Raw genomic sequence first — 20,457 nt, 5'->3', positions numbered from 1 at the left:
TTTATTGATTTGATAATTGCGGGGCAGCAACGACAACCCACCCGTTATTTTGTTGAAGCAATTGCCGGTCACAGCCCAGTTCTTGTTTATGTGCTTCATGCCCGGGCAATTCTTGTATGACGATTTCCCCCTGCTCGCGCAGTTGCTCTATTGCCAGTTGCAACCCTGCTTCATTACTTGCTGGTGCAAAAATGGCTAGCGCACTCTCGGCCGGTGGCAAAGAACTCACAACCCCACGTAAATCCAGGCTGAAACCGGTCGCAGCGCGTGAACGACCAAACACCGCACCGACTTCATCATAGCGTCCACCCAGTGCAAGTGGTCCAGCGTAGCCTTGTGCATAAGCCGCAAAGACGATACCGCTATGATAGTGATAACCACGCAACTCAGCGAGATCAAAACAGACTTTGACATCCAGATCAGACAGACCAACACTGACCGCCTTAAGGTCACTCAATGCACGCCTGATTTCCGTATCAGCCGGCAAACGCTGGAGCGCTTCATCCAGCACTGCAACATCGCCATTCAGCTCAGTCAGACTGCACAAGGCATCAAGGATATTAGGATCAATATCTTTACCCAAAGCCCTGACTGCAGACTGATCTTTGCTTTGCAGTGCAGAGTACAAGCCCTGTTCTAATGTTTCATTGATGCCCGCGCGACTGACCAGACTGGAAAAGATACCGACATGACTAAAGTCAATATACAAGGTACCAAGACCGATGATCTGCAAAGCCTTGATCATTAATCGATGGATTTCGATGTCGCTCTCAACGCCTGCATGCCCATAAATTTCAGCGCCCACATGTAGTGGCTCACGTGTCTGCGCTAGGCCATCAGGTTTGGTACGCAGCACACTACCCGCATAACAGAGGCGACTAACGCCCTGGTTATTCAGCATATGCGCATCTATACGAGCAGTCTGTGGCGTCATATCGGCACGAATACCCATGAGCCTGCCAGTCAACTGATCCACCACCTTGAACGTCGCCAGATCAAGATCATGGCCTATGCCTGCGGTCAATGACTCCATATATTCCAGCATGGGAGGAATCACATACTGATAGCCATGCACCTTGAACAGATCAAGTAAACGCCGACGCAAATGCTCGACACGAGCAGCCTCTGCCGGCAGTACATCTTCGATGTATTCAGGAAGTAACCAGTTACGCATAAAATTTTCTATTAAGATTCAGAGCGACTAGTGCACAAACAGCACTATCAAAAAGCCGGCCAGCATGGAAGCCAAGCCGACAAAACGCAATTGACCATCCTTCATTTCCACCATGCGCTGAAAGGTCTGCCGCCAAGCCTGAGGGGCTATCAGCGGCAGCACTCCCTCAATAATCAGTACAAGACCAAAAGCCAGCAACAATGTCGAGTTCAATTGGTCAAGTCTCTGGCTTATTTGCTTGAGCTATTGCCACGACCGGAATTGCGCATGTACTTGAAGAAATCAGAGCTAGGCTCTAATACCAGTACGTCACTCTTGCTCTTGAAGCTATTACGATAGGCATCAAGGCTACGATAAAACGCATAGAATTCAGGATTCTTGCCATACGCTTGAGAGTAGATCTCGGCAGCCTTGGCATCGCCCTCACCCTTGATCTGCTGAGCTTCACTATACGCTTTCGCAATAATCACTTCACGTTGCCTGTCAGCATCAGCACGAATCTTTTCAGCTTCACTGGCACCTTTGGAGCGCAACTCGTTAGCAACCCGTTTACGTTCAGCTTCCATACGCTGATAAACAGACTCACTGACTTCCTGTGGCAAATCTACACGGCGCAGGCGCACATCCAGTACCTGAATGCCCATTTGGCGTGAATCACGATCAGCGCGTTGGCGCAGAATATCCATGATATTGCTACGTTCACCAGACACTACTTCATGAATCGTGCGCTTACCAAACTCAGCACGTAACCCATCATTCACGGTTTGGGAAAGACGACGCTCGGCTTGCAACTCATCGCCTTTGACCGAGACGTAGTACTTGGCTGGGTCAATAATGCGCCACTTGACGAAAGAATCCACCAATACATTCTTTTTCTCACTGGTCAGGAAGCGATCAGGCTCCACCCAGTTCAACGTCAGCGTACGACGGTCAAAATAACGTACATTGTCAACCAGCGGCACCTTGAAATAGAGACCAGGTTCCTTCTTGACCGCCACGATTTCCCCAAGACGGAAGACCAAAGCGTATTCGCGCTGATCGACACTGAAAGCAGACAAGCTTAGCAATAGCAGGGCCGCAATCAGACCTAGTAATATTGTTCCAATATTTTTCATTATCGACTCTCCCGATCACGGCTGCGGAAAGCATCACGCGAACGCTGACTATTGGCATCCAGATCCGGCAAGGCAGTGGGAACAACCGGCTGCACTGCACCAGCCGCAACAGGCGCATTACTGCTGCCAGAAGCAGAAAGCAGTTTATCCAATGGCAAATAGAGCAGGCTGTTGCCGTCCTTTTGATCCACAATCACCTTGCTCACGCTGGAAAGAATCTGCTCTTGGGCGTCAATATAAAGACGCTGGCGTGTCACTTCAGGAGCCCGCTGATACTGAGTCAAGACTTGCTCGAAACGACTGGCATTACCCTTGGCTTCATTTTCCACGCGCACTTGATAACCAGATGCTTCTTCCATCAGACGGGATGCAGCACCTTGCGCCCTTGGAATGACATCATTGGCATACGCTTGGCCTTCATTTTTCTGGCGCTCAAGATCCTGTCCAGCCTTCACCGCATCATCAAATGCTGATTGCACCTGCTCAGGAGGCTGCGCATTTTGCATCGTGACGTTCACAATGTTGATACCGGTCGAATAACGATCCAGCACTTCCTGCATCAACTGCTTGGCACGTACGGCAATTTCTTCACGTCCTTCATACAGCGCGAAGTCCATTTTGCTCTTGCCCACAATCTCACGAATCGCCGTTTCGGCAATGCCACGCACCGACTCTTCAGCAAAGCGATTATTGAACAAGGTATCTTCAACATTTTTAAGGTTGTACTGAACGGCGAACTGCAGGTCGATGATGTTCTCATCATCTGTCAGCATCAAGGATTCACGTAACTCGCGACCACGGCCTGAACCACCTTCTGCAGAGCGATAACCTACCTCTAGTGTACGCACCTGTTCCATATTGACCACAGTCACACTCTCAACCGGGTAAGGAAGATGCCAGCGCGGACCCGGCATGGTGGTTTCCACGTGTTTACCAAATCGCAGCACCACACCTCGAGAGCCCTGATCCACGATATAGAATCCAGTGGCAAACCAGATCACAGCAACCAGACCTAGTACGGGAAGAACAGGAATGTTCCGCTGCACTGGTTCCGGCGAACCATTACTGGAGCCTTTTCCAAACAAACCATTCAACTTGCGACTGAACTGGCGAAATACCTCGTCCAAATCGGGCGGACCATCGTTGTTACGATTGCCCCAACCGGGATCGTTAGCCATGCATCACTCCGAAAAATCAAAAAATTATGCGTTTATATTAGATTGAGTCAGTTTTTCATTCAGACCTTGCTGATGTTCCAGCAATACCTGACGTAACAGATCAAGCCCTTCACCTGTTTTGGCAGAAATACGCACTTTTGAAATTCTACCATATTCGTCACGCTCAAGCCCGGCTGGGATTCCCATCCGGTCAATCTGATTCAACACCAACACCTGCGGCACCTTGTCAGCACCGATTTCATGCAGTACCAAATTCACCTGCTCAACCTGCTCATCGCGATTGTCACTGGCAACATCCACCACATGCAATAGCAGATCAGCCTGAGCAGCCTCTTCCAGCGTAGCGCCGAAAGCTTCAACCAGCGCGTGGGGCAAATGCTTAATAAAACCAACGGTATCCGACACCACGACCGGGCCGCCTTCTGGGATATATACCTTGCGGGAAGTAGTGTCCAATGTGGCAAATAATTGATCCGCCGCATAAACACCAGACTGGGTCAGCCGATTAAACAAGGTAGATTTACCAGCATTGGTATAGCCAACAAGAGATACAGAAAGCACCTGCGAACGCCGCCGAGATCTACGCTGCATACCACGCTGCTGTCTGAGCTTGTCCAACTTTTCACGCAACTGTTTAACGCGGATGCGAAGCATACGCCTGTCCAGCTCCAGCTGGGTTTCCCCTGGGCCGCCACGCACACCAATGCCACCCTTCTGACGTTCCAGATGGGTCCACCCGCGCACCAAACGTGTAGATAAATGCTCTAACTGGGCAAGCTCAACCTGCAACTTACCTTCGTGGCTTTGGGCTCGCTGGGCGAATATATCAAGAATAAGCCCTGTGCGATCTACCACCCTAGCCTCAAGCAAGGTCTCAAGATTACGCTGCTGCGATGGACTCAAGTCATGATTGAAAATAGCGACCTGTGACTCGCTGGATTGCATGGCGGCAGACAACTCTTCTGCCTTGCCGCTCCCGATAAAATACTTCGGGTCAGGCTTGGGGCGACGGCCTTCTATTGTCGCCTTGATCTCCATGCCAGCACTGATTGCCAACTGGCGGAGTTCCTGCAAGCTTTCCTCGTATCCAGGTTCACCAAAATCCACACTGACCAGTACGGAAGCATATCCACCGCCTGGCCGGTCAAACATATAGACAGAAACTTAGCAAAGATTAATCTTCAGCAGTGGTGGATGGACCATGGGGAATGGAAACTGCACGACCTGGCACTATCGTTGAAATCGCATGCTTATATACCATCTGGGTGACAGTATTCTTCAACAGGATAACGTACTGATCAAAAGAATCTACCTGTCCTTGCAACTTGATACCGTTGACGAGATAAATTGAAACAGGCACGTGCTCTTTACGCAACGTGTTCAGAAACGGGTCTTGTAACATCTGCCCTTTAACGCTCATTTTCGTGCTCCTTTAACTTGTAATTCTATATATAGGGAGTTTTATTCTTAACTAACTTTACGTAAAAAAACCATACTCAAGCTAGCGCCCAGCATACAGGCCGCTAATGCTATGACAATGGGGGCCGTAGCAAATAAATCAAGTGACACCATCAAAATAGCCCTGCCATCCCATCCTCTGGCTATCAAGCTCGTATTTAGGACTACCTTCAATTCAATTCGTTCTACCTGCAGTCATTTTTTGCATAAATTAACTATGCAATAAAAGTCTGCATCCGCTCAAGCACCTTATCCTTACCCAGCAATGCCATCACAGCATCTATACTAGGGGACTGTGCACCGCCTGTCACCATGACACGCAAAGGCATGGCGACCTTAGGAAACTTGAGTCCGTTGCTCACAACCGCATGCTCAATTGCCACATGCAGATTTTCCACTGTCCATTCAAGAGATTCCAATTGCTGGAACAAGCCCTGCATCACCGGCACAATCTCTGGCGTAATATGTTTTTCCAAAGCAGCTTGATCAAGCTCAGGCGTTTGATAGAAGTAGGCAATACTATCCGCAAGCTGATTCAAAGTATTGGCACGATCACGATATAACGCGATCACTGCCTGTATATCTATCTGCTCATCAACCTCAACACCCTTTAGCGCAAGCCGCTTGATGATATCTTTGGCCAAACTAGTTAAATCAGCCTGCTTGATATAGTGCGCATTGAGCCAATTCAGTTTTTCTGTATTGAACTGTGCCGCTGAAGGCGTAATGTGATCAAGATCAAACCATTGACAGAACTGTTCAGTACTAAATATCTCATCATCCCCATGTGACCAGCCCAGACGTGCCAAGTAATTCAGCACCGCTTCAGGCAGATAACCATCCTCATCATATTGCATGACACTCACTGCGCCATGGCGCTTTGAAAGTTTCTGACCATCATCCCCAAGAATCATGGAAAGATGCGCGTATTGAGGAATCTTCGCGCCCAACGCGTGTAATAGATTGATCTGACGCGGCGTGTTATTCACATGATCATCACCTCGGATCACCTGAGTAATCCCCATTTCCCAATCATCGACTACCACACAGAAGTTGTAAGTTGGTGTGCCATCAGCACGCGCAATGATTAAATCATCCAACTCTTCATTGGAAATACTAATCTGCCCTTTCACCAAATCATCCCACACCACATTGCCGGACAACGGATTTTTAAAGCGGATAACAGGCGGAATTTCAGTTGGTACCACAGGCAACTCCTTGCCTGCTTCCGGGCGCCAACGGCCATCATAGCGAGGCTTTTTGCCTTCAGCCATTTGCTGCTCGCGTAGGGTCTCGAGCTCTTCTTTAGTGGAATAGCAATAGTAAGCCTTGCCCTCATTAAGGAGTTTGCTGATGACGTCTTTATACCTATCCATGCGCTGCATCTGATAGAACGGACCTTCATCCCAATCCAGCCCAAGCCAGCTCATGCCATCCAATATCGCCTGCACAGCCTCTGGTGTTGAACGTGCCACATCTGTATCTTCGATACGCAAGATAAACTGACCAGCGTGCTTGCGCGCATATGCCCAGGAAAACAAGGCTGTACGTGCGCCTCCAATGTGAAGAAAACCGGTGGGGCTGGGAGCAAAACGGGTGCGAACTGTCATGGGGAGTAGCGTGAAATATAAACGACGTATTCTAACATGCATGCACCCTGCCATGACTCATGGTGGCAAGCTTTGCCAAGGTTATGCGCAAAAAGAAAGCCGGCGTGAGCCGGCTTCTTATAGTCAAATGACGTGGATCGCCATCAAGGTCTTATGGCTTCACCTCATTCGAGGCGTTGTTATAAGCCTCGGCTGTTTTCCAGCCTCCGCCCAATGCCTTGAACAAATCCACCGTGGCAGTCAACCTTGCCTGGCGACTTTGAATGAAAGCCAATGCAGCATCATTGTATACACGCTGAGAATCAAGCACGTCCAGATAAGCGGAATAGCCTGATTTATAGCGATTCTCGGATATCTGCAGCGCCTTCTTTGCTGAGTCCTGGCTAGTATTCAACGCATCTTCGCGTTCACGGCTTTGACGCACTGTCACCAGCGCATCCTTAACTTCCTTGAATGCAGTCTGGACAGAACTTTGGTATGTAGCCAACACCTGCTTCTGCTTTGCCGTAGCCTGATCCACTCGTGCTGACAAACGACCTGCATTGAAAATAGGAAGATTCAAGCCCAACCCCAGAGACCAGATGCGTGAAGGTGACTCTAAAATACGGTTCAAGTCGGCACTTTCACCACCATAATTAGCGGTCAAACTGATGGTTGGGAACATCGCAGCCTTGGCAACGCCGATCTGTGCATTTTGCGATATCAAATCCTGCTCAGCCTGCCGAATATCTGGACGTGCGGCCAACAAAGCTGAAGGCAATCCTGATGGTGGAACTGGCGGCAAAGGCAGCTGATGAATGTCACCTTCCGGTACTTTCAATTCCAGATCACCAGTTAAGACAGCCAACTGATGCTGTACGATCTCGCGCTGGCGTACCAGATCAGCAATCTGGGCCACCAGGTTGGAATTGGCTACTTCAGCCTGATGCACATCAAGAATTGAAGCCACCCCCCCATCCAGGCGACGCTTGGTCAATGCCAAGCTTTCGCCTCGGCTATGGAGACTATCGCGCGAAATCGCTATTTGGGCTTCCAGACTACGTAACAACAGATAATTACTGGCAACCAATCCGGACAGCGATAGGCTGACTGTATCCTTGGCAAAATAAGTCCCCAATGCCTGCGCACGTGCAGACTCACGGGCACGACGTAACCTGCCCCAGAAATCCAGCTCGAAGGAAGTCCCAAGTTGCAGGTTATACGTTTCCCGAATCACCGGTACACCCGAGAAAATAGGGAAAGCGCCAGTCTCTGTGACCTTTTGGCGTAAACCGTTACCTGTCAGATCCACTTGCGGGAACAATGCTGCACCAGCCTCACGCATGGCAGCATCGGCCTCTTCTATCCGTGCAACCGCCTTGGCAATATCCAGATTTCCAGCAAAAGCCTTTTGCATGATGTCATTCAACACTGGATCCTGGAAAGTTTCCCACCAGCGATCAGCGTTTAGCGTTGCTTCAGAAACATCCTTGCTTTCACTGGCATCGCTGAATGATCCGGGTAACTTGGTATCAGGACGCTGGTAATCTGGCCCGACCATACAACCCGTTAGTGCAAGCGCTACTGCAACATGAATTAAATTAAGACGCTTCATCATGCTGACTCCTTCTTTTCATCGTGATGCGTCCGGCTGCTCGTATTACCTGATAACCAAGTAAAGAACATCGGAATAAAAATAGTCGCAACAAAAGTAGCGAGCAACATACCGCCGAATACGCCAGTACCCATAGATCGGCGCGCTGCAGCACCAGCACCAGTGGCAATCACCAGTGGCACGATACCGAGCACAAATGCCATAGAGGTCATCACGATAGGACGGAAGCGTAAACGTGCTGCCTCAATTGCAGCCTGCTTGAGCGGCAGCCCTTCCTCCAGTTTCTGACTGGCAAATTCCACAATCAGAATCGCGTTTTTAGCTGCAAGACCGACCAAGGTCACCAAGCCAATCTGGAAGTAAATATCGTTGGGCATCCCGCGGAACATAACAGCCAACAACGCCCCCACAAGGGCAAATGGCACCGCCATAATCACGGCCAGCGGCAAAGCCCAGGTTTCAAACTGCGCTGCCAGAATCAGGAACACCATGATGATGGCAAAACTGAAGGCAAAGATCGCAGCTGAGCCTGTCAGTTTTTCCTGATAGGCTTGACCAGTCCATGCCAGTTGATAACCTTCGGGCAAATTGTCCTTGGCAATCTTTTCAATCAGCTTGATTGAATCACCTGAACTCACGCCATAAGCACCACCACCCAACACTTTGGCAGACAGCAGGCCTTGATAGCGCTCAAGCTGCTCAGCCCCAATGATATTGCTGACCTTGCTTAAAGCCGACATAGGCACCATCGCACCTGCAGCGGAACGCACATATACGCGACCAAGGTCTTCCGGCTTCATGCGATACGCTGGTTCAGCTTGCAACTGCACACGATAAGTACGTCCGTTACGATTGAAGTCATTAACGTAGAGTGTCCCCATGGTGCTTTGCAGCGTGGTGTAAATTTCAGAGATAGGCACCCCCAGAGACAATGCTTTGTCTTCATCCACTTCAATCAATAACTGAGGGACTGTAGGTCGGAAGAAAGAGCTGATCCCTGCCAGACGCGAATCTTTGCGCAGGGCATCCATGAAGCTGTTCACCACCTCGGATAGATGCAAAGGATCTGGATCTGTACGACTCTGTATATACATTTCCATACTGCCAGAATTACCCAGACCACGAATAGCAGGTGGATTGAACGCAATTGCCATCCCGTCAGCCTGCATCATGCCGATGCCAAACAGCTTCTTCACAATATCATCTGCTGTATCTGTGCGCTCAGACCAATCCTTCATTCGCACAAACATGGTCGCAGCGCTGGACTTATTACCGCCACCAATCAGGTCAAATCCATTGATGACAAACTGGCTTGCCACAGCAGGATCCTGGGCAATAGCCTTGCGCACATTCTCCATGGTATTGGCGGTACGGGTCAGTGTTGAACCATCTGGCATAATCCCGGCAGTCACCACATAACCTTGATCTTCAGGCGGCACAAAGCTACCCGGCACAACACGGAACAGGTAAATAGCGGCCAAGATGATGCCACCAAACACCACAGCACCAATAATGCGATGACGTAGAGTCAAGCCCACCGTAGAGACGTAAAAATTAGTGAGCTTGTCAAAACCACGATTAAATGGACGGAAGAATCGCGACTCCCCATGCACATGCTTCAATAAAATGGCACATAAAGCAGGTGTCAGGGTTAACGCTACAATTCCCGAAATCACCACAGCCACCGCAACGGTCACGGCAAACTGACGGTAGAGCTCACCCGCAATACCGCCCATAAATGCTACAGGAACGAATACAGCACAGAGCACCAACACAATGGCGACCACGGCTCCGGACACCTGCTCCATGGATTTGATTGCAGCATTCAGCGGAGAGAGCTTTTCCTGTGTCATCAAACGTTCCACATTCTCCAGTACCACAATCGCATCATCCACCACGATACCAATCGCCAGCACCATCGCAAACAAGGTCAGCGTATTGATTGAGAAACCAAACAGCCACAAGCCGGCAAAAGTCCCAATCAGGGAAATAGGCACAGCGATAAGAGGAATCAATGTGGCACGCCAGCTCTGCAGAAACAGGAATACCACTAGCACGACCAGCAGCATCGCTTCACCCAGGGTATGAACCACCTCTTCAATAGAAGCTTTCACGAAATCACTGGTGTCGTAAGGCAGGCGATAATCCATATCTTCAGGAAAACGCTGCTTCAACTCATCCATTCTGGCCTTGATTGCATTCGCTGTATCCAATGCATTGGCACCAGTTTGCAAAAAGACAGGAATACCCACTCCTGGCTGACCATCCATGGTTGAGCGGATATTATAGTTCTGCGCTCCCAACTCAATCCGGGCAACATCTTTCAGGTGAAGCACGCCACTCGGGCCGTTTGCCTTGATAATAATATTGGCAAACTGTTCAGGCTCAATCAAGCGACCCTTGGCTGTCACTGTATAGACAATCTGCTGATCACTAGGCGCAGGGTCCTGACCAATCTTGCCTGCTGCATATTGCGCATTCTGCGACAGAATGGCAGCTGAAATGTCACTTGTCGTCACCCCAAGCTGCGCCATACGATCCGGCCGCAACCAGATACGCATGGAATAATCCTGGGTACCAAATATCGTGACATCGCCAACACCCTTGACTCGCTTCAGCTCATCCACAATATTGAGTGTGGCGTAATTGCTCAGGAATAGCGGATCATAGGTTTTGTTGGGCGAAACTAGCATCAATGCCATCAGAATGTCATTGGAACGCTTTTGCACAATCAGCCCTGTGCGACGTACATCATCCGGCAAGCGTGGCAACGCAATGTTCACGCGATTGCTGACATTGAACGTGGCTTGGTCAACATCAGTACCGGTTTCAAACGTTGCAGTAATTGTCAGTGTGCCACTGGAGTCAGCACTAGATTGATAGTACAGCAAGCCCTCAACACCACTGAGCTGCTCTTCAATAGGAGCAGCTACAGTCTTGGCCAGTGTGTCAGCACTAGCGCCTGGATAGGTTGCCGTCACCATCACGGTAGGCGGTGCTATTTGAGGATATTGTGCGATAGGAAGCTGGAGTGCAGCGGCAAGGCCGGCCAGCACCATGATGATCGATAATACCGAAGCAAATATCGGTCGAGTAATAAAAAATCTTGTCATATTTGCACTCGCTTAAGCGTGTTTGCCTGAAGGATTAGCCGCTGCCTTTTGTGGAGCACCACCTTCAGCAGCCGGAGCTTCCGCAGGTGGATGTGGCTGCACTGGTGCACCAGGCCTAATCTTGATCAGGTTATCAATCACGACTTTCTCGCCTGCGTTCAAACCCTTGAGAATTACCCAATTGCTGCCAATCCAGTTACCCGCAACAACGGGGCGTACAGTAGCCTCATTCTTTTCATTCACGACATATACAAACTTGCCCTGTTGAGAGCTCATGACCGAAGCCTGGGGCACCAGGAACACACCATCACGCTGACCAACAGTGACTTTGGCACGCACAAACTGACCAGGAATCAGTTGCTTGTCTGCATTATTAAAAGTAGCGCGCAACTGTTGCGTGCCCAAGGTAGGATCGATTTGGCTAGCCGCAAAGTTGAGCTTGCCATTTTCGCTATATTCCTTGCCGTCAGGCAACGTCAGGCTGATCTTCTGGACATTCTTTTCTGTCAACCGACCACCAAGCTGCTCTAGCTCATTATCAGACAAACTAAAACGTACCCAGATTGGGGAAAGCTGAACCACCGTGGTCAGGAGGCTATCGTTAGCAGAAACCAGGGCTCCTTCAGAAAACTGAAAGCGGCCAGAAACCCCACTGACAGGGGCCGTCACTTTAGTATAAGAGAGGTTAAGCTCAGCTTCGCGAATACTGGCCTCAGCCTGCTGCAAAGCGGCCTGAGCTACTGAATTGTCGGATACCGCATTGTCATACTCGCGCTGACTGATGGACTGCGACTCAAGCAAACCTTTTAGACGATCCGCTTCTCGCTGAGTCTGATCAATTTTGGCTTTCTGTTGCGCCCACTGCGCCTTGGCCTGTGCAAGAGCAATCTGGTAAGGCACAGGATCAATCTGGAATAGGGCTTGCCCCTCCTTCACTGCGGAGCCTTCCTCATACAAACGCTTCAGAAGGATGCCACCAACACGTGGACGAATCTCCACTTCGCGCGCGCCTTCCGTTTGAGCCACGGTTTCCGCACTAACAGGAACACTGGTAGGTTCGATTGAGAGCACGGTAACCGGCAATGCTTGTCCACCACCAGGCGGACCGGCTTGCTGCTCACTCTTACTACAGGAAATAAGAGTGAGTGCCGCCATCATGGCAACCACTATTTTTTTGCTAGACCCTAGCCCTCTATGATTGATATTGCCCTGATTGCTCACACGCACTTCCATATATAACTCCATGTCTTATAAACAAAATACTTGCTTACATTCATAATCGAATGTATATTATATACAAACATGAATGTATGTAAACAAGTTTTTCAAAGGTTAAAGTATGGCCCGCAAAACTAAAGAAGACGCAGAACTTACCCGCCAGCGCATCATTACTGCAGCGCGTGAAGTATTTGTAGCTCGCGGTGTAAGCCGCACGACTATAGAACATATTGCTTCTCATGCCGAAGTAACACGAGGCGCTGTTTATTGGCATTTCCAGAACAAAATGGAAATTTTCCACGCCTTGCGTGATCAGGCTTTCCTACCATTTATTGACCAGCTAGATGCTGCAATGCTGGACGAAACCACTGAAGATCCCCTAGGTACCATTGAAAGCTTTTTTTGCGACATCATCCGCATGCTCTCTGAAGACCTAGCCACTCAACAAACTTATGAAATTATTATGAGTAAGTGTGAATATGTAGATGAGTTCGCATCTGTATTGCAAAAAATCCTTAACAATTGCCAGTATTTCGTAGATAAATTTCAGTTGATCTACGAACGCGCTCAGCTCAAGAACCAACTTCATCCAAACCATAACCCAGCAGCATTAGCAATGGACTCTCATCTATTCTTCTCAGGCTTGCTTCATATGTGGGTTAAGGATACCACTAGTACTATTTTTAGAAACAACGCCATTCAACTCATCAAGAACCACATGCAACTACGTAGAGTAAGTTAAGCAATAATTAATCTCATCATCCTTGTCAGCTATCGATCATAACGATATGATTGGAAACATATAGCGAAAGGGAAATCTTGGATATTATTACTGGCGAAATTTACGGAAAACAATCTGGTAGCAGATTCGTCATGTATAACGTGCTAAAGGTGAGCAAAAACGTTATCACCCTGCAAAATATAGACAACCCTCTCAGCCTGTTTGAAACCACATCAGCCAAGCTACAAACGTCCGGCTATGTACGGATTAGCCAGACCCCCTATATCAACACAGCCTCTACCGGCAAAAAACGTAAATCCATACGCAAACCTACGCGCTGCCCTTACACCATGGATTTTCTGGAAGATCGTGCTGACTCACAGCGCCCTGCCCCTTTAATACCAGACTTATTCAGCTCAATAACAACTACCAATGCTTCATAAAGCAAACTAGCTATCACCCTGCATGCAACAACACCCCAGTTAACCAAATCGACCCTATACCAAGGCCAATTAACACAGCCTGTTGCAAGGTAGCACGCAATTCGGTGCGTTTATGCAAACCAGGAATCAGATCTGCCACCGCTACGTAGATCATGCTGGCAGCGGCCAGCCCCAGGATGGTAGGAATCCAGCTCTGGATAGACTGCAATGCAAAATAAGCAATCACCCCACCAATCAGGGTTGCCATGCTGGAGACTAGGTTAAACACCAGCGCTTGTTTCTTGGTGTATCCCGAATGCAACAGGATCAGAAAATCCCCCACCTCTTGTGGGATTTCATGGGCGATGATGGCGACCGCCGTCACTATCCCAAGCCTGATATCCACCATGAATGCTGCTGCAATAAGCACACCATCCACAAAATTGTGGAATGTATCCCCTATCATGATCATGAGCCCACTACGACCATGATCATGGATACCATGAGAGTGTCCACCATGATGCTCATGCGGAGAGGCATGAACTTCACACGCATCTCCATGACAATGTCGCCACAGGACCAGTTTTTCCAATACGAAAAACAGCAATATGCCAAGGAGCACAGTGGCAGACATCGACTGTATGCTGCTCGCCACCTCAAAAGCATGAGGCAAAATCTCAAGGAATACTGCACCTAGCAGGGCACCAATCGCATAACTTATCAACATTGGCACCCACGCAGCTTTCGCATTCAATGCAAAAAAAGCTGCGCACAGGACACTGAGCACACCACCAGCAAAGCTGACCAAAATAATCATTAGCAATATAGACATAAGCGCAAATTATACGGGATATGCCATGCTTTACTTCCGCCAGGGATTGCTTTTTTTGAGCGTACCATGTTAATCTAAATAATAATAGTTATTATTATCTTTCAATGAAAGAATAATACGACAAGCTCTCCAAGAATTTAACGTAGATACCCTAATAAAAGTTCAGATTTATAACGCTCTCGCTCATAGGGACCGCTATAAATGTCCCAACGGTGAGAGTCCGTGGGTTTTACATCAATTGAGTACTAGCGCCTTCTCGGGGAAGGGTTATCCGGGTGCTCTCAATTAAAGGATCAAAAATGACTTTAACTACAAAATTATCTGCCCTCGCGTTCGTTGCCAGTGCCTCTTTCAGCGCATCAGCATTTGCCATTGACAATGTATGGTTTGATGCTAATCCATGGGGTGATATTTCGAACACTATTGACTATGCTGAATGGGATACCTTTATAGGAAGACGAGATGCCTTTCCAAAACTGGGCGGCAACGCCTCAATCAATGCGAGCGCTGGTGTGTTCAAAACCAGCACCGGGAATCTCTACCATATCGGTTTAAATGATGCTACTGCGAACTATAATTTCATTTTGACCAGCAGTGGCAATGTGGGAGATGTATTTGACGCTTACCTCAAGGTCAAAACTAATGGCTCGATTTACAAAGACATTGCAACACTGGATGCGATCGTAAACGGTCAGGTTGTTAAACTCGAAGCCTCAAAAATCATTCAATACCATGCCATAGAAGAGTTTGAAGGTATGGGCTCAGGTTATGTTCAAGAAGCTTACTGGGTTTGGAATAACATTGCCATCACGGAAGAAAACCAACGCTTCAGCTTCAATGCAACCGCCAACCCACATGTTGGCCTGGACCAACTGGCATTGGCAACCATCGCAGTGGCAGCCGTACCTGAGCCAAGCACTTATGGAATGATGGCTATCGGTCTTGGCATAATAGGCTTGATGGGCACCCGCTCACGTCGGAAAAATCTTGGCTAGGTAACGTCAATAAAGTTACTTGTATTTAGCTCCGGCATCCCCCTACTTTAGTTAGAGTCAGGATGCCGGATTTCCATTCGTATGTTACCTGCCCACCACCATCATGACCATCAACCATTCCAGGTTACTACTATGTAGTTACGTGGTAGCACTTGTTTTATCTCTGCATGCCAAAGCAGTTTTTGCCAGTGAGGACGATTCTAGCGAAACGATCTCTGCAGCAAACACTAGCGGAACCGCATATCCAGAGACTCCCACAAATAAAAATCAGCAGCGCACGACACCTGCAGTAGAGAGCCAAGGCAATAATATATTGCCAGAAGTAGGTGTCAGCGCGAGCCGCATCAAACAGGATGCCGTCACCATTGACCGCACGCAAACCATCACCACGATAGAAGCCAAAGAACTAGAGCGCACCCAGCCAGCGACCATATTTGATGCCGTGAGAGATGTACCTGGCGTGGGAATTGAAGGTGGCCCACGTCCAAGTGGTATGACTTTCAGCGTACGTGGCTTTAATGACAGTGAAGATGTTCAGGTGCGCGTTGACGGCGTACCCAAGGGATTTGAGAAATACCGGTTTGGAGGTACCTTTGTTGAGCCGGAACTGATGAAATCTATTGAAGTACAACGCGGCCCGCAAATCTCTAGCGGCTCAGGTTCTATAGGAGGCACTATCCTCGTCAGAACCAAGGATGCTGCCGACTTACTCAAACCCGGACAACATTTTGGTGGAAGGTTAAAACTTGGCTACGGCAATAATAATGACGAACTCCAGAAATCCTATTTAGTCTACGCGCGCCCTCACGATGCTATCGACATTTTATACAATCGCTCCTATCGAAACTCCAATGACATTACTCACACTGATGGCAGCAAACTGGATGCATCTAACGTTGATTCCAAGTCGCAACTCCTAAAAATAAGCATTTTCCCCACGGAAAATCTAGAACTTGCTACCTCTGTAGTATTGCTAGAGGAATCTGGGTTGCAACAATACGATGCCACCGGCTCCAGCCAAAACATGTTCGGCAACGTCATCCGCACGATTGAAGATCTGAGTATTTCTGAAACCATACGCTGGAACCCCAACCACCCATGGATCAACATTGAAGCAACCATAGGCAGAGGACACACCGACCTCGAGGATGAATCGCGTCCAGGCATGAAGCGAAATAGTTCCTGCATAGCATCAGGCGCCATTAAGCCGTGCAGGAGTGATTACCACAAGCAAAAAGTCAAAAGCACAACAATAGACATCACGAATACCGCCAACCTCTATAGCCAGGGAGAGTTAAATTTCTCCCTGCTGACTGGACTGCAACACCGAGCTATTGAGACTGATATTCGAAGAACAACCGATAGCAAAGGAAATTCCATTTTTGACTTGGCATTTCCTGCGGATGGATTCTGGGCCGAGGGCATCTCAGGCAAGAAAGCCTATAGCGCCTTTTATACACAACCTCGCCTCCAAATTAACCGGCTGGGCATTATTCCCGGCTTTCGTATCGACTGGTACGACGTCAGCAGCATCGAACAACGAGTCAAGAACCACTTGGCCGAAAAAGGTTTGCCTGATGAGATCAGCTTTACTCACAAAACCTACAGCCTGGGCCTGACTTTCGATCTCATTCCCAAACAGCTCACCTTGTTCGGCAATTACGCCCAGGGATTTAGGCCACCCTCATTCAATCAATACTTCTCTTATCACAACGAAGCAAGCGATGGTTTTTTTGATCGATATGGGTTTGCAGCAAACCAGTATCAAGGCATTGGAAAATGCAATACACCCGACACCAACTACCTGTGTGGGAATGTTTACAAATTGCAGACCTCACTCTCCCGCGAAATCGGCTTGAGCTACCAGAATCCGCGGCTACTCGATAGCGAAGTGCAACTGACTTCCAAATTCACGTATTTCACTATTGAAACCGAACATCTCCTCACGTCATTCGAAATGGACCCAGTGACCGAACATATTAGCCAAGATGGTGTTGAAAGAAGAAAAGGTAATGAAATTGAAGCCAGCCTGCTCTATCGGGATTCTTTTGCCAGAGTCTCATTTTCCAATACTTGGGGAACTGACAGCACCTCAGCATCAGGCAAGCTCTACCGAGTGCCTGCAAAAACCCTGAATCTCACCGTGGGTACACAGTTACTGAAAAATCTTGGAATTAACGCCAGTTATAGAAAAGTTTCTGCCCGAATGGCCTGCTTATCGGAGCCATGTATAACAACCGAGGCTCATGACGGGTATGAGGTATTCAATGCCGGACTATATTGGATCGCCACCTCGAATCTAACATTTCGCTTACTGGGGGAAAATATCAAGAACAAAGATTACAACCTGAACGGTGGTCAAGACTTCTCAAGTTTCAAGGGTAATCGAGCTGCGGGACGCAATATTCGCCTCATTGCCGAGATAAGTTTTTAAATTCAATGCAGTGAATCAATCAACCTATTGATATTACCAATGATAATTGTTATTATTTAAATTAATATTAAGATTAATGTTCACACAGTCACTCCTTAAGTATAAAAGCGAAACCCCTATCAACATGCTACCGCCTAAAGCACCTGTAAAAACCTGCTTAATCAACCTACTTGATGAACTGATTGATCATGATGGGTTTGGTAGCCTCAAGGTAGATATTCGCCTGCTACGCCGAGGACAAAAGGAAATTATTATTGATTGTGGCAAGCAGTATCGCTTTGTAGTGGATTTCCAGCCTGCCGTATTGGAAAACAAGAACAGTCCAGTAACAGTCGATTAATAAGATTGGTTTTATGGTTTCGCCCGCTCATAGAGCGTAAACCATTACATTGCTTAACGGTGTGAGTCCGTAAGCCTAAATGTTGAATTGAGTGAGGACGCCTTCAAGAGGAAGGGTTATAAAACACTCAACTTGAATAAGGTATTTATCATGAAAATTTCAGCTTTAGCTTTCGCTGCTGGCATTGCCTTCAGCTCCGCTGCTTTTGCAGCACAAGATGAATGGGACAGCACAACAACGCCTTGGGGTAGCTCTGCAGTAACTGATTATGCAGAATGGAACTTCTTCGACTCTTTGACTCGCACAGGCCCAATCCCCAATGTGGGCAACGGTTTTGTTTCCAGCTACACCGCTTCTGTCCCTGATGTTGCAGGTGCTACTGACGGCACATTGAGCGCAGTTGGCTCCCCTATTGTCACCTCAACCAACAACATCTACAGCTTCCGTGAAAACGCTACTGCCTACACAGCCACCCTGGCTGGCACCACTGGTGGCGTGTTTGACGTTTACCTTCGCGTAGCGACTTTAGGTCTTGCACCCTCCTCTAGCGCTTACCTGAATGGCATTGCTGCTACTTCAGTTCAAACATTCTATGAGTACAACGGTACCCAGTTTGGCCTGGAAGATTCTGAGCGTGAATTCTACTTCGTGTGGAATAACGTGACCGGCGCCGACCTGTACACCTTCACATGGACTGACCTGACCGCCCATACCAGCCTGGACCAACTGGCGCTGGCTACTGTTGCGGTTGCCGCAGTTCCTGAACCAAGCACCTACGGCATGTTGGCGCTTGGCTTGGGCGTACTTGCCTTTGCGGGCCGTCGCTCACGTAAGAACAACGCTTAATTAATAAAAGCAAAATCAGGCAATACCAATGTACTGGCCCGCGCTCATAGCGGGCTGGTACTTTTCATTTCTACCGGGGTAATTAAACATGACATTATCAACAAAACTATCTGCCATTGCTTTGGCAGCAAGCACCACTTTTGCAACATCCGCATTTGCCACATCAAATTTCTGGGACTCAGCAACACCATGGGACGTTTCGCTGGTGTCACAATACGCAGCCTGGGATAACTTCACTTCTTCGCTCCATAACGCCACACCTGAGTTCGGCACTGGTGCAAGCTTGACCGAAACCAGCTCGGCAGCAAGTCTGACCTCCACTAAAAACATCTATAACGCATCGAATACCAGCAACTTTATCGCCACCCTGCTAGGTACCAACACCACTGGCACCTTTGATGTCTATCTACGCGCTGCTACTACAGGCACGCTGCTCAATACGAATGCCACCCTGAACGGTGTGGCCGCCACCTTGGTTGAGACCTACCTGTCTTCCGGCCGTGGCGTGGAGCAGGAAGTGTACTGGAAGTGGAACGATGTCAGCGCTGCCGGCATTTATGTTTTCAACTTCAAGGCGAATGAAACCCACCTGAGCCTAGATCAACTGGCATTGGCCGTTGTAACAGCTGTACCAGAGCCAAGCAGCTACGCCATGCTCGCCCTTGGCCTGGGTCTGGTTGGTTTTGCTGCACGCCGCAAGCGCGCTTAAACAGAAGCAATCTTCTATTTCATACCGATATTCAAAAAATTTAAGGATTTACCATGAAAAACAAGTTTTCTCTGATCGTCCTTGCCGCTTCTGTCGCTTTCAGCGGCTCCGCCTTAGCTGCGGGCAATGTTTGGGACTCAGCCACCCCTTGGGGCTCTAGCACTCTGGCTCAGTTTGCCGAGTGGAACACTTTCGATAGTGCTGCTTTTGACAACACTCCTGAATCTGGTACAGGTTCCATCAGCCTGTCTCCTGCAGGTGGTTTCCTATTTGACACCAACATTTACACGTTCAACAGCATCCCTACCGTTACTGGCACTCTGGCGGGTACCGCTGGCGTGTTTGACGTGTACCTACGTGTTGCCAGCCAAGGCAATCCACTGGTCAGCACCGCCACCCTGAATGGTGTAAGTGCCAGCAGCATACTGGGCTACACGGCTGCTGCCGATCTTGGTGCAGGCACTGAAGAAGAGCTGTACTGGGTTTGGAAAGGCGTAACTGGCGGTGACCTCTACACCTTCCAGTTCCAGGCATCGACCGCGCATATCCTGATTGACCAGATTGCTCTGGCCACCGTGGCTGTGACCGCCGTTCCTGAACCTAGCAGCTACGCCATGCTGGCACTGGGTCTAGGCATGCTTGGTGCTGCTGGCCGACGTGCACGCAAGCAAGCCAAGTAAACTTTGAGCTATTGAATA

The 20,457-nt window shown here is 48.7% G+C and carries 19 protein-coding genes; 8 read left to right on the top strand and 11 right to left on the bottom strand.

What is annotated here, in order from left to right; translation table 11 throughout:
* Position 1 precedes the first annotated feature (1 nt).
* The 10 genes from LG201_RS03080 to LG201_RS03035 all read right to left on the bottom strand — a co-directional run bounded on the left by LG201_RS03080 (position 2) and on the right by LG201_RS03035 (position 12,475).
* Complete coding sequence (locus LG201_RS03080) at positions 2-1,174, bottom strand: ATP phosphoribosyltransferase regulatory subunit (protein ID WP_226770709.1); 1,173 nt, start codon at positions 1,172-1,174, stop codon at positions 2-4.
* A 27-nt stretch (positions 1,175-1,201) separates the two neighbouring features.
* Positions 1,202-1,387: a DUF2065 domain-containing protein gene (locus LG201_RS03075; protein WP_226770708.1), complete on the bottom strand. Its 186-nt coding sequence runs from the start codon at positions 1,385-1,387 to the stop codon at positions 1,202-1,204.
* 17 nt (positions 1,388-1,404) lie between these two features.
* Positions 1,405-2,289 carry a protease modulator HflC gene (gene hflC, locus LG201_RS03070; protein WP_226770707.1) on the bottom strand — a complete coding sequence of 295 codons (885 nt, stop codon included), beginning with the start codon at positions 2,287-2,289 and terminating at the stop codon, positions 1,405-1,407.
* A complete protein-coding gene (gene hflK / locus LG201_RS03065) occupies positions 2,289-3,467 on the bottom strand; it encodes an FtsH protease activity modulator HflK (protein WP_226770706.1) in 1,179 nt (392 codons plus the stop codon). Before hflK ends, hflC begins: the two co-directional genes overlap by 1 nt.
* 24 nt (positions 3,468-3,491) lie before the next feature.
* A complete protein-coding gene (gene hflX, locus LG201_RS03060; protein ID WP_226770705.1) occupies positions 3,492-4,619 on the bottom strand; it encodes a GTPase HflX in 1,128 nt (375 codons plus the stop codon).
* Positions 4,620-4,641: 22 nt separating this feature from the next.
* Positions 4,642-4,887 (bottom strand): RNA chaperone Hfq, encoded by a 246-nt coding sequence (gene hfq / locus LG201_RS03055; protein ID WP_226770704.1) that lies wholly within the window; start codon positions 4,885-4,887, stop codon positions 4,642-4,644.
* A 253-nt stretch (positions 4,888-5,140) separates the two neighbouring features.
* On the bottom strand, positions 5,141-6,535 hold the full coding sequence (gene gltX, locus LG201_RS03050; RefSeq protein ID WP_226770703.1) for a glutamate--tRNA ligase: 1,395 nt from the start codon (positions 6,533-6,535) through the stop codon (positions 5,141-5,143).
* Between the two features lie 151 nt (positions 6,536-6,686).
* Complete coding sequence (locus LG201_RS03045) at positions 6,687-8,132, bottom strand: efflux transporter outer membrane subunit (protein ID WP_226770702.1); 1,446 nt, start codon at positions 8,130-8,132, stop codon at positions 6,687-6,689.
* Positions 8,129-11,242 carry an efflux RND transporter permease subunit gene (locus LG201_RS03040; RefSeq protein ID WP_226770701.1) on the bottom strand — a complete coding sequence of 1,038 codons (3,114 nt, stop codon included), beginning with the start codon at positions 11,240-11,242 and terminating at the stop codon, positions 8,129-8,131. Before LG201_RS03040 ends, LG201_RS03045 begins: the two co-directional genes overlap by 4 nt.
* 12 nt (positions 11,243-11,254) lie before the next feature.
* Positions 11,255-12,475 (bottom strand): efflux RND transporter periplasmic adaptor subunit, encoded by a 1,221-nt coding sequence (locus LG201_RS03035; protein WP_226770700.1) that lies wholly within the window; start codon positions 12,473-12,475, stop codon positions 11,255-11,257.
* A gap of 106 nt (positions 12,476-12,581) precedes the next feature.
* Here LG201_RS03035 and LG201_RS03030 point away from each other — a divergent pair, with 106 nt between their 5' ends.
* Together LG201_RS03030 and LG201_RS03025 are read left to right on the top strand one after the other, a co-directional pair.
* Entirely contained in the window at positions 12,582-13,202 is a 621-nt protein-coding gene (locus LG201_RS03030) for a TetR family transcriptional regulator (protein WP_226770699.1), read from the top strand.
* 77 nt (positions 13,203-13,279) lie between these two features.
* Positions 13,280-13,624 carry a hypothetical protein gene (locus LG201_RS03025; RefSeq protein WP_226770698.1) on the top strand — a complete coding sequence of 115 codons (345 nt, stop codon included), beginning with the start codon at positions 13,280-13,282 and terminating at the stop codon, positions 13,622-13,624.
* A 13-nt stretch (positions 13,625-13,637) separates the two neighbouring features.
* Here LG201_RS03025 and LG201_RS03020 read toward each other — a convergent pair whose 3' ends face one another.
* Positions 13,638-14,435: a ZIP family metal transporter gene (locus LG201_RS03020; RefSeq protein ID WP_226770697.1), complete on the bottom strand. Its 798-nt coding sequence runs from the start codon at positions 14,433-14,435 to the stop codon at positions 13,638-13,640.
* Between the two features lie 299 nt (positions 14,436-14,734).
* Between LG201_RS03020 and LG201_RS03015 the strand changes: the two genes are divergently transcribed.
* The 6 genes from LG201_RS03015 to LG201_RS02990 all read left to right on the top strand — a co-directional run bounded on the left by LG201_RS03015 (position 14,735) and on the right by LG201_RS02990 (position 20,439).
* On the top strand, positions 14,735-15,430 hold the full coding sequence (locus tag LG201_RS03015) for a PEP-CTERM sorting domain-containing protein (protein ID WP_226770696.1): 696 nt from the start codon (positions 14,735-14,737) through the stop codon (positions 15,428-15,430).
* 142 nt (positions 15,431-15,572) lie between these two features.
* On the top strand, positions 15,573-17,864 hold the full coding sequence (locus tag LG201_RS03010; RefSeq protein ID WP_226770695.1) for a TonB-dependent receptor domain-containing protein: 2,292 nt from the start codon (positions 15,573-15,575) through the stop codon (positions 17,862-17,864).
* Between the two features lie 124 nt (positions 17,865-17,988).
* Positions 17,989-18,204, top strand: coding sequence for a hypothetical protein (locus LG201_RS03005; RefSeq protein ID WP_226770694.1), 216 nt, complete (start codon positions 17,989-17,991; stop codon positions 18,202-18,204).
* A 150-nt stretch (positions 18,205-18,354) separates the two neighbouring features.
* Positions 18,355-19,050: a PEP-CTERM sorting domain-containing protein gene (locus tag LG201_RS03000; protein ID WP_226770693.1), complete on the top strand. Its 696-nt coding sequence runs from the start codon at positions 18,355-18,357 to the stop codon at positions 19,048-19,050.
* 88 nt (positions 19,051-19,138) lie between these two features.
* Positions 19,139-19,759 (top strand): PEP-CTERM sorting domain-containing protein, encoded by a 621-nt coding sequence (locus tag LG201_RS02995; RefSeq protein ID WP_226770692.1) that lies wholly within the window; start codon positions 19,139-19,141, stop codon positions 19,757-19,759.
* 53 nt (positions 19,760-19,812) lie between these two features.
* Positions 19,813-20,439: a PEP-CTERM sorting domain-containing protein gene (locus LG201_RS02990; RefSeq protein ID WP_226770691.1), complete on the top strand. Its 627-nt coding sequence runs from the start codon at positions 19,813-19,815 to the stop codon at positions 20,437-20,439.
* The last annotated feature ends 18 nt before the right edge of the window (positions 20,440-20,457 follow it).

Source organism: Methylobacillus gramineus, from assembly GCF_020532675.1.
Lineage (GTDB): Bacteria > Pseudomonadota > Gammaproteobacteria > Burkholderiales > Methylophilaceae > Methylobacillus > Methylobacillus gramineus.
Note: the sequence above shows the minus strand (reverse complement) of the source record. Positions and strands in the feature narration are given on the sequence as shown.

Coding starts and splice junctions, on each gene's coding strand:
- LG201_RS03080 (WP_226770709.1), bottom strand. CDS start 1,174: ATGCGTAACTGGTTACTTCCTGAATACATCGAAGATGTACTGCCGGCA.
- hflC (WP_226770707.1), bottom strand. CDS start 2,289: ATGAAAAATATTGGAACAATATTACTAGGTCTGATTGCGGCCCTGCTA.
- hflK (WP_226770706.1), bottom strand. CDS start 3,467: ATGGCTAACGATCCCGGTTGGGGCAATCGTAACAACGATGGTCCGCCC.
- hflX (WP_226770705.1), bottom strand. CDS start 4,619: ATGTTTGACCGGCCAGGCGGTGGATATGCTTCCGTACTGGTCAGTGTG.
- hfq (WP_226770704.1), bottom strand. CDS start 4,887: ATGAGCGTTAAAGGGCAGATGTTACAAGACCCGTTTCTGAACACGTTG.
- gltX (WP_226770703.1), bottom strand. CDS start 6,535: ATGACAGTTCGCACCCGTTTTGCTCCCAGCCCCACCGGTTTTCTTCAC.
- LG201_RS03045 (WP_226770702.1), bottom strand. CDS start 8,132: ATGATGAAGCGTCTTAATTTAATTCATGTTGCAGTAGCGCTTGCACTA.
- LG201_RS03040 (WP_226770701.1), bottom strand. CDS start 11,242: ATGACAAGATTTTTTATTACTCGACCGATATTTGCTTCGGTATTATCG.
- LG201_RS03035 (WP_226770700.1), bottom strand. CDS start 12,475: ATGGAAGTGCGTGTGAGCAATCAGGGCAATATCAATCATAGAGGGCTA.
- LG201_RS03030 (WP_226770699.1), top strand. CDS start 12,582: ATGGCCCGCAAAACTAAAGAAGACGCAGAACTTACCCGCCAGCGCATC.
- LG201_RS03020 (WP_226770697.1), bottom strand. CDS start 14,435: ATGTCTATATTGCTAATGATTATTTTGGTCAGCTTTGCTGGTGGTGTG.
- LG201_RS03015 (WP_226770696.1), top strand. CDS start 14,735: ATGACTTTAACTACAAAATTATCTGCCCTCGCGTTCGTTGCCAGTGCC.
- LG201_RS03005 (WP_226770694.1), top strand. CDS start 17,989: ATGCTACCGCCTAAAGCACCTGTAAAAACCTGCTTAATCAACCTACTT.
- LG201_RS03000 (WP_226770693.1), top strand. CDS start 18,355: ATGAAAATTTCAGCTTTAGCTTTCGCTGCTGGCATTGCCTTCAGCTCC.
- LG201_RS02995 (WP_226770692.1), top strand. CDS start 19,139: ATGACATTATCAACAAAACTATCTGCCATTGCTTTGGCAGCAAGCACC.
- LG201_RS02990 (WP_226770691.1), top strand. CDS start 19,813: ATGAAAAACAAGTTTTCTCTGATCGTCCTTGCCGCTTCTGTCGCTTTC.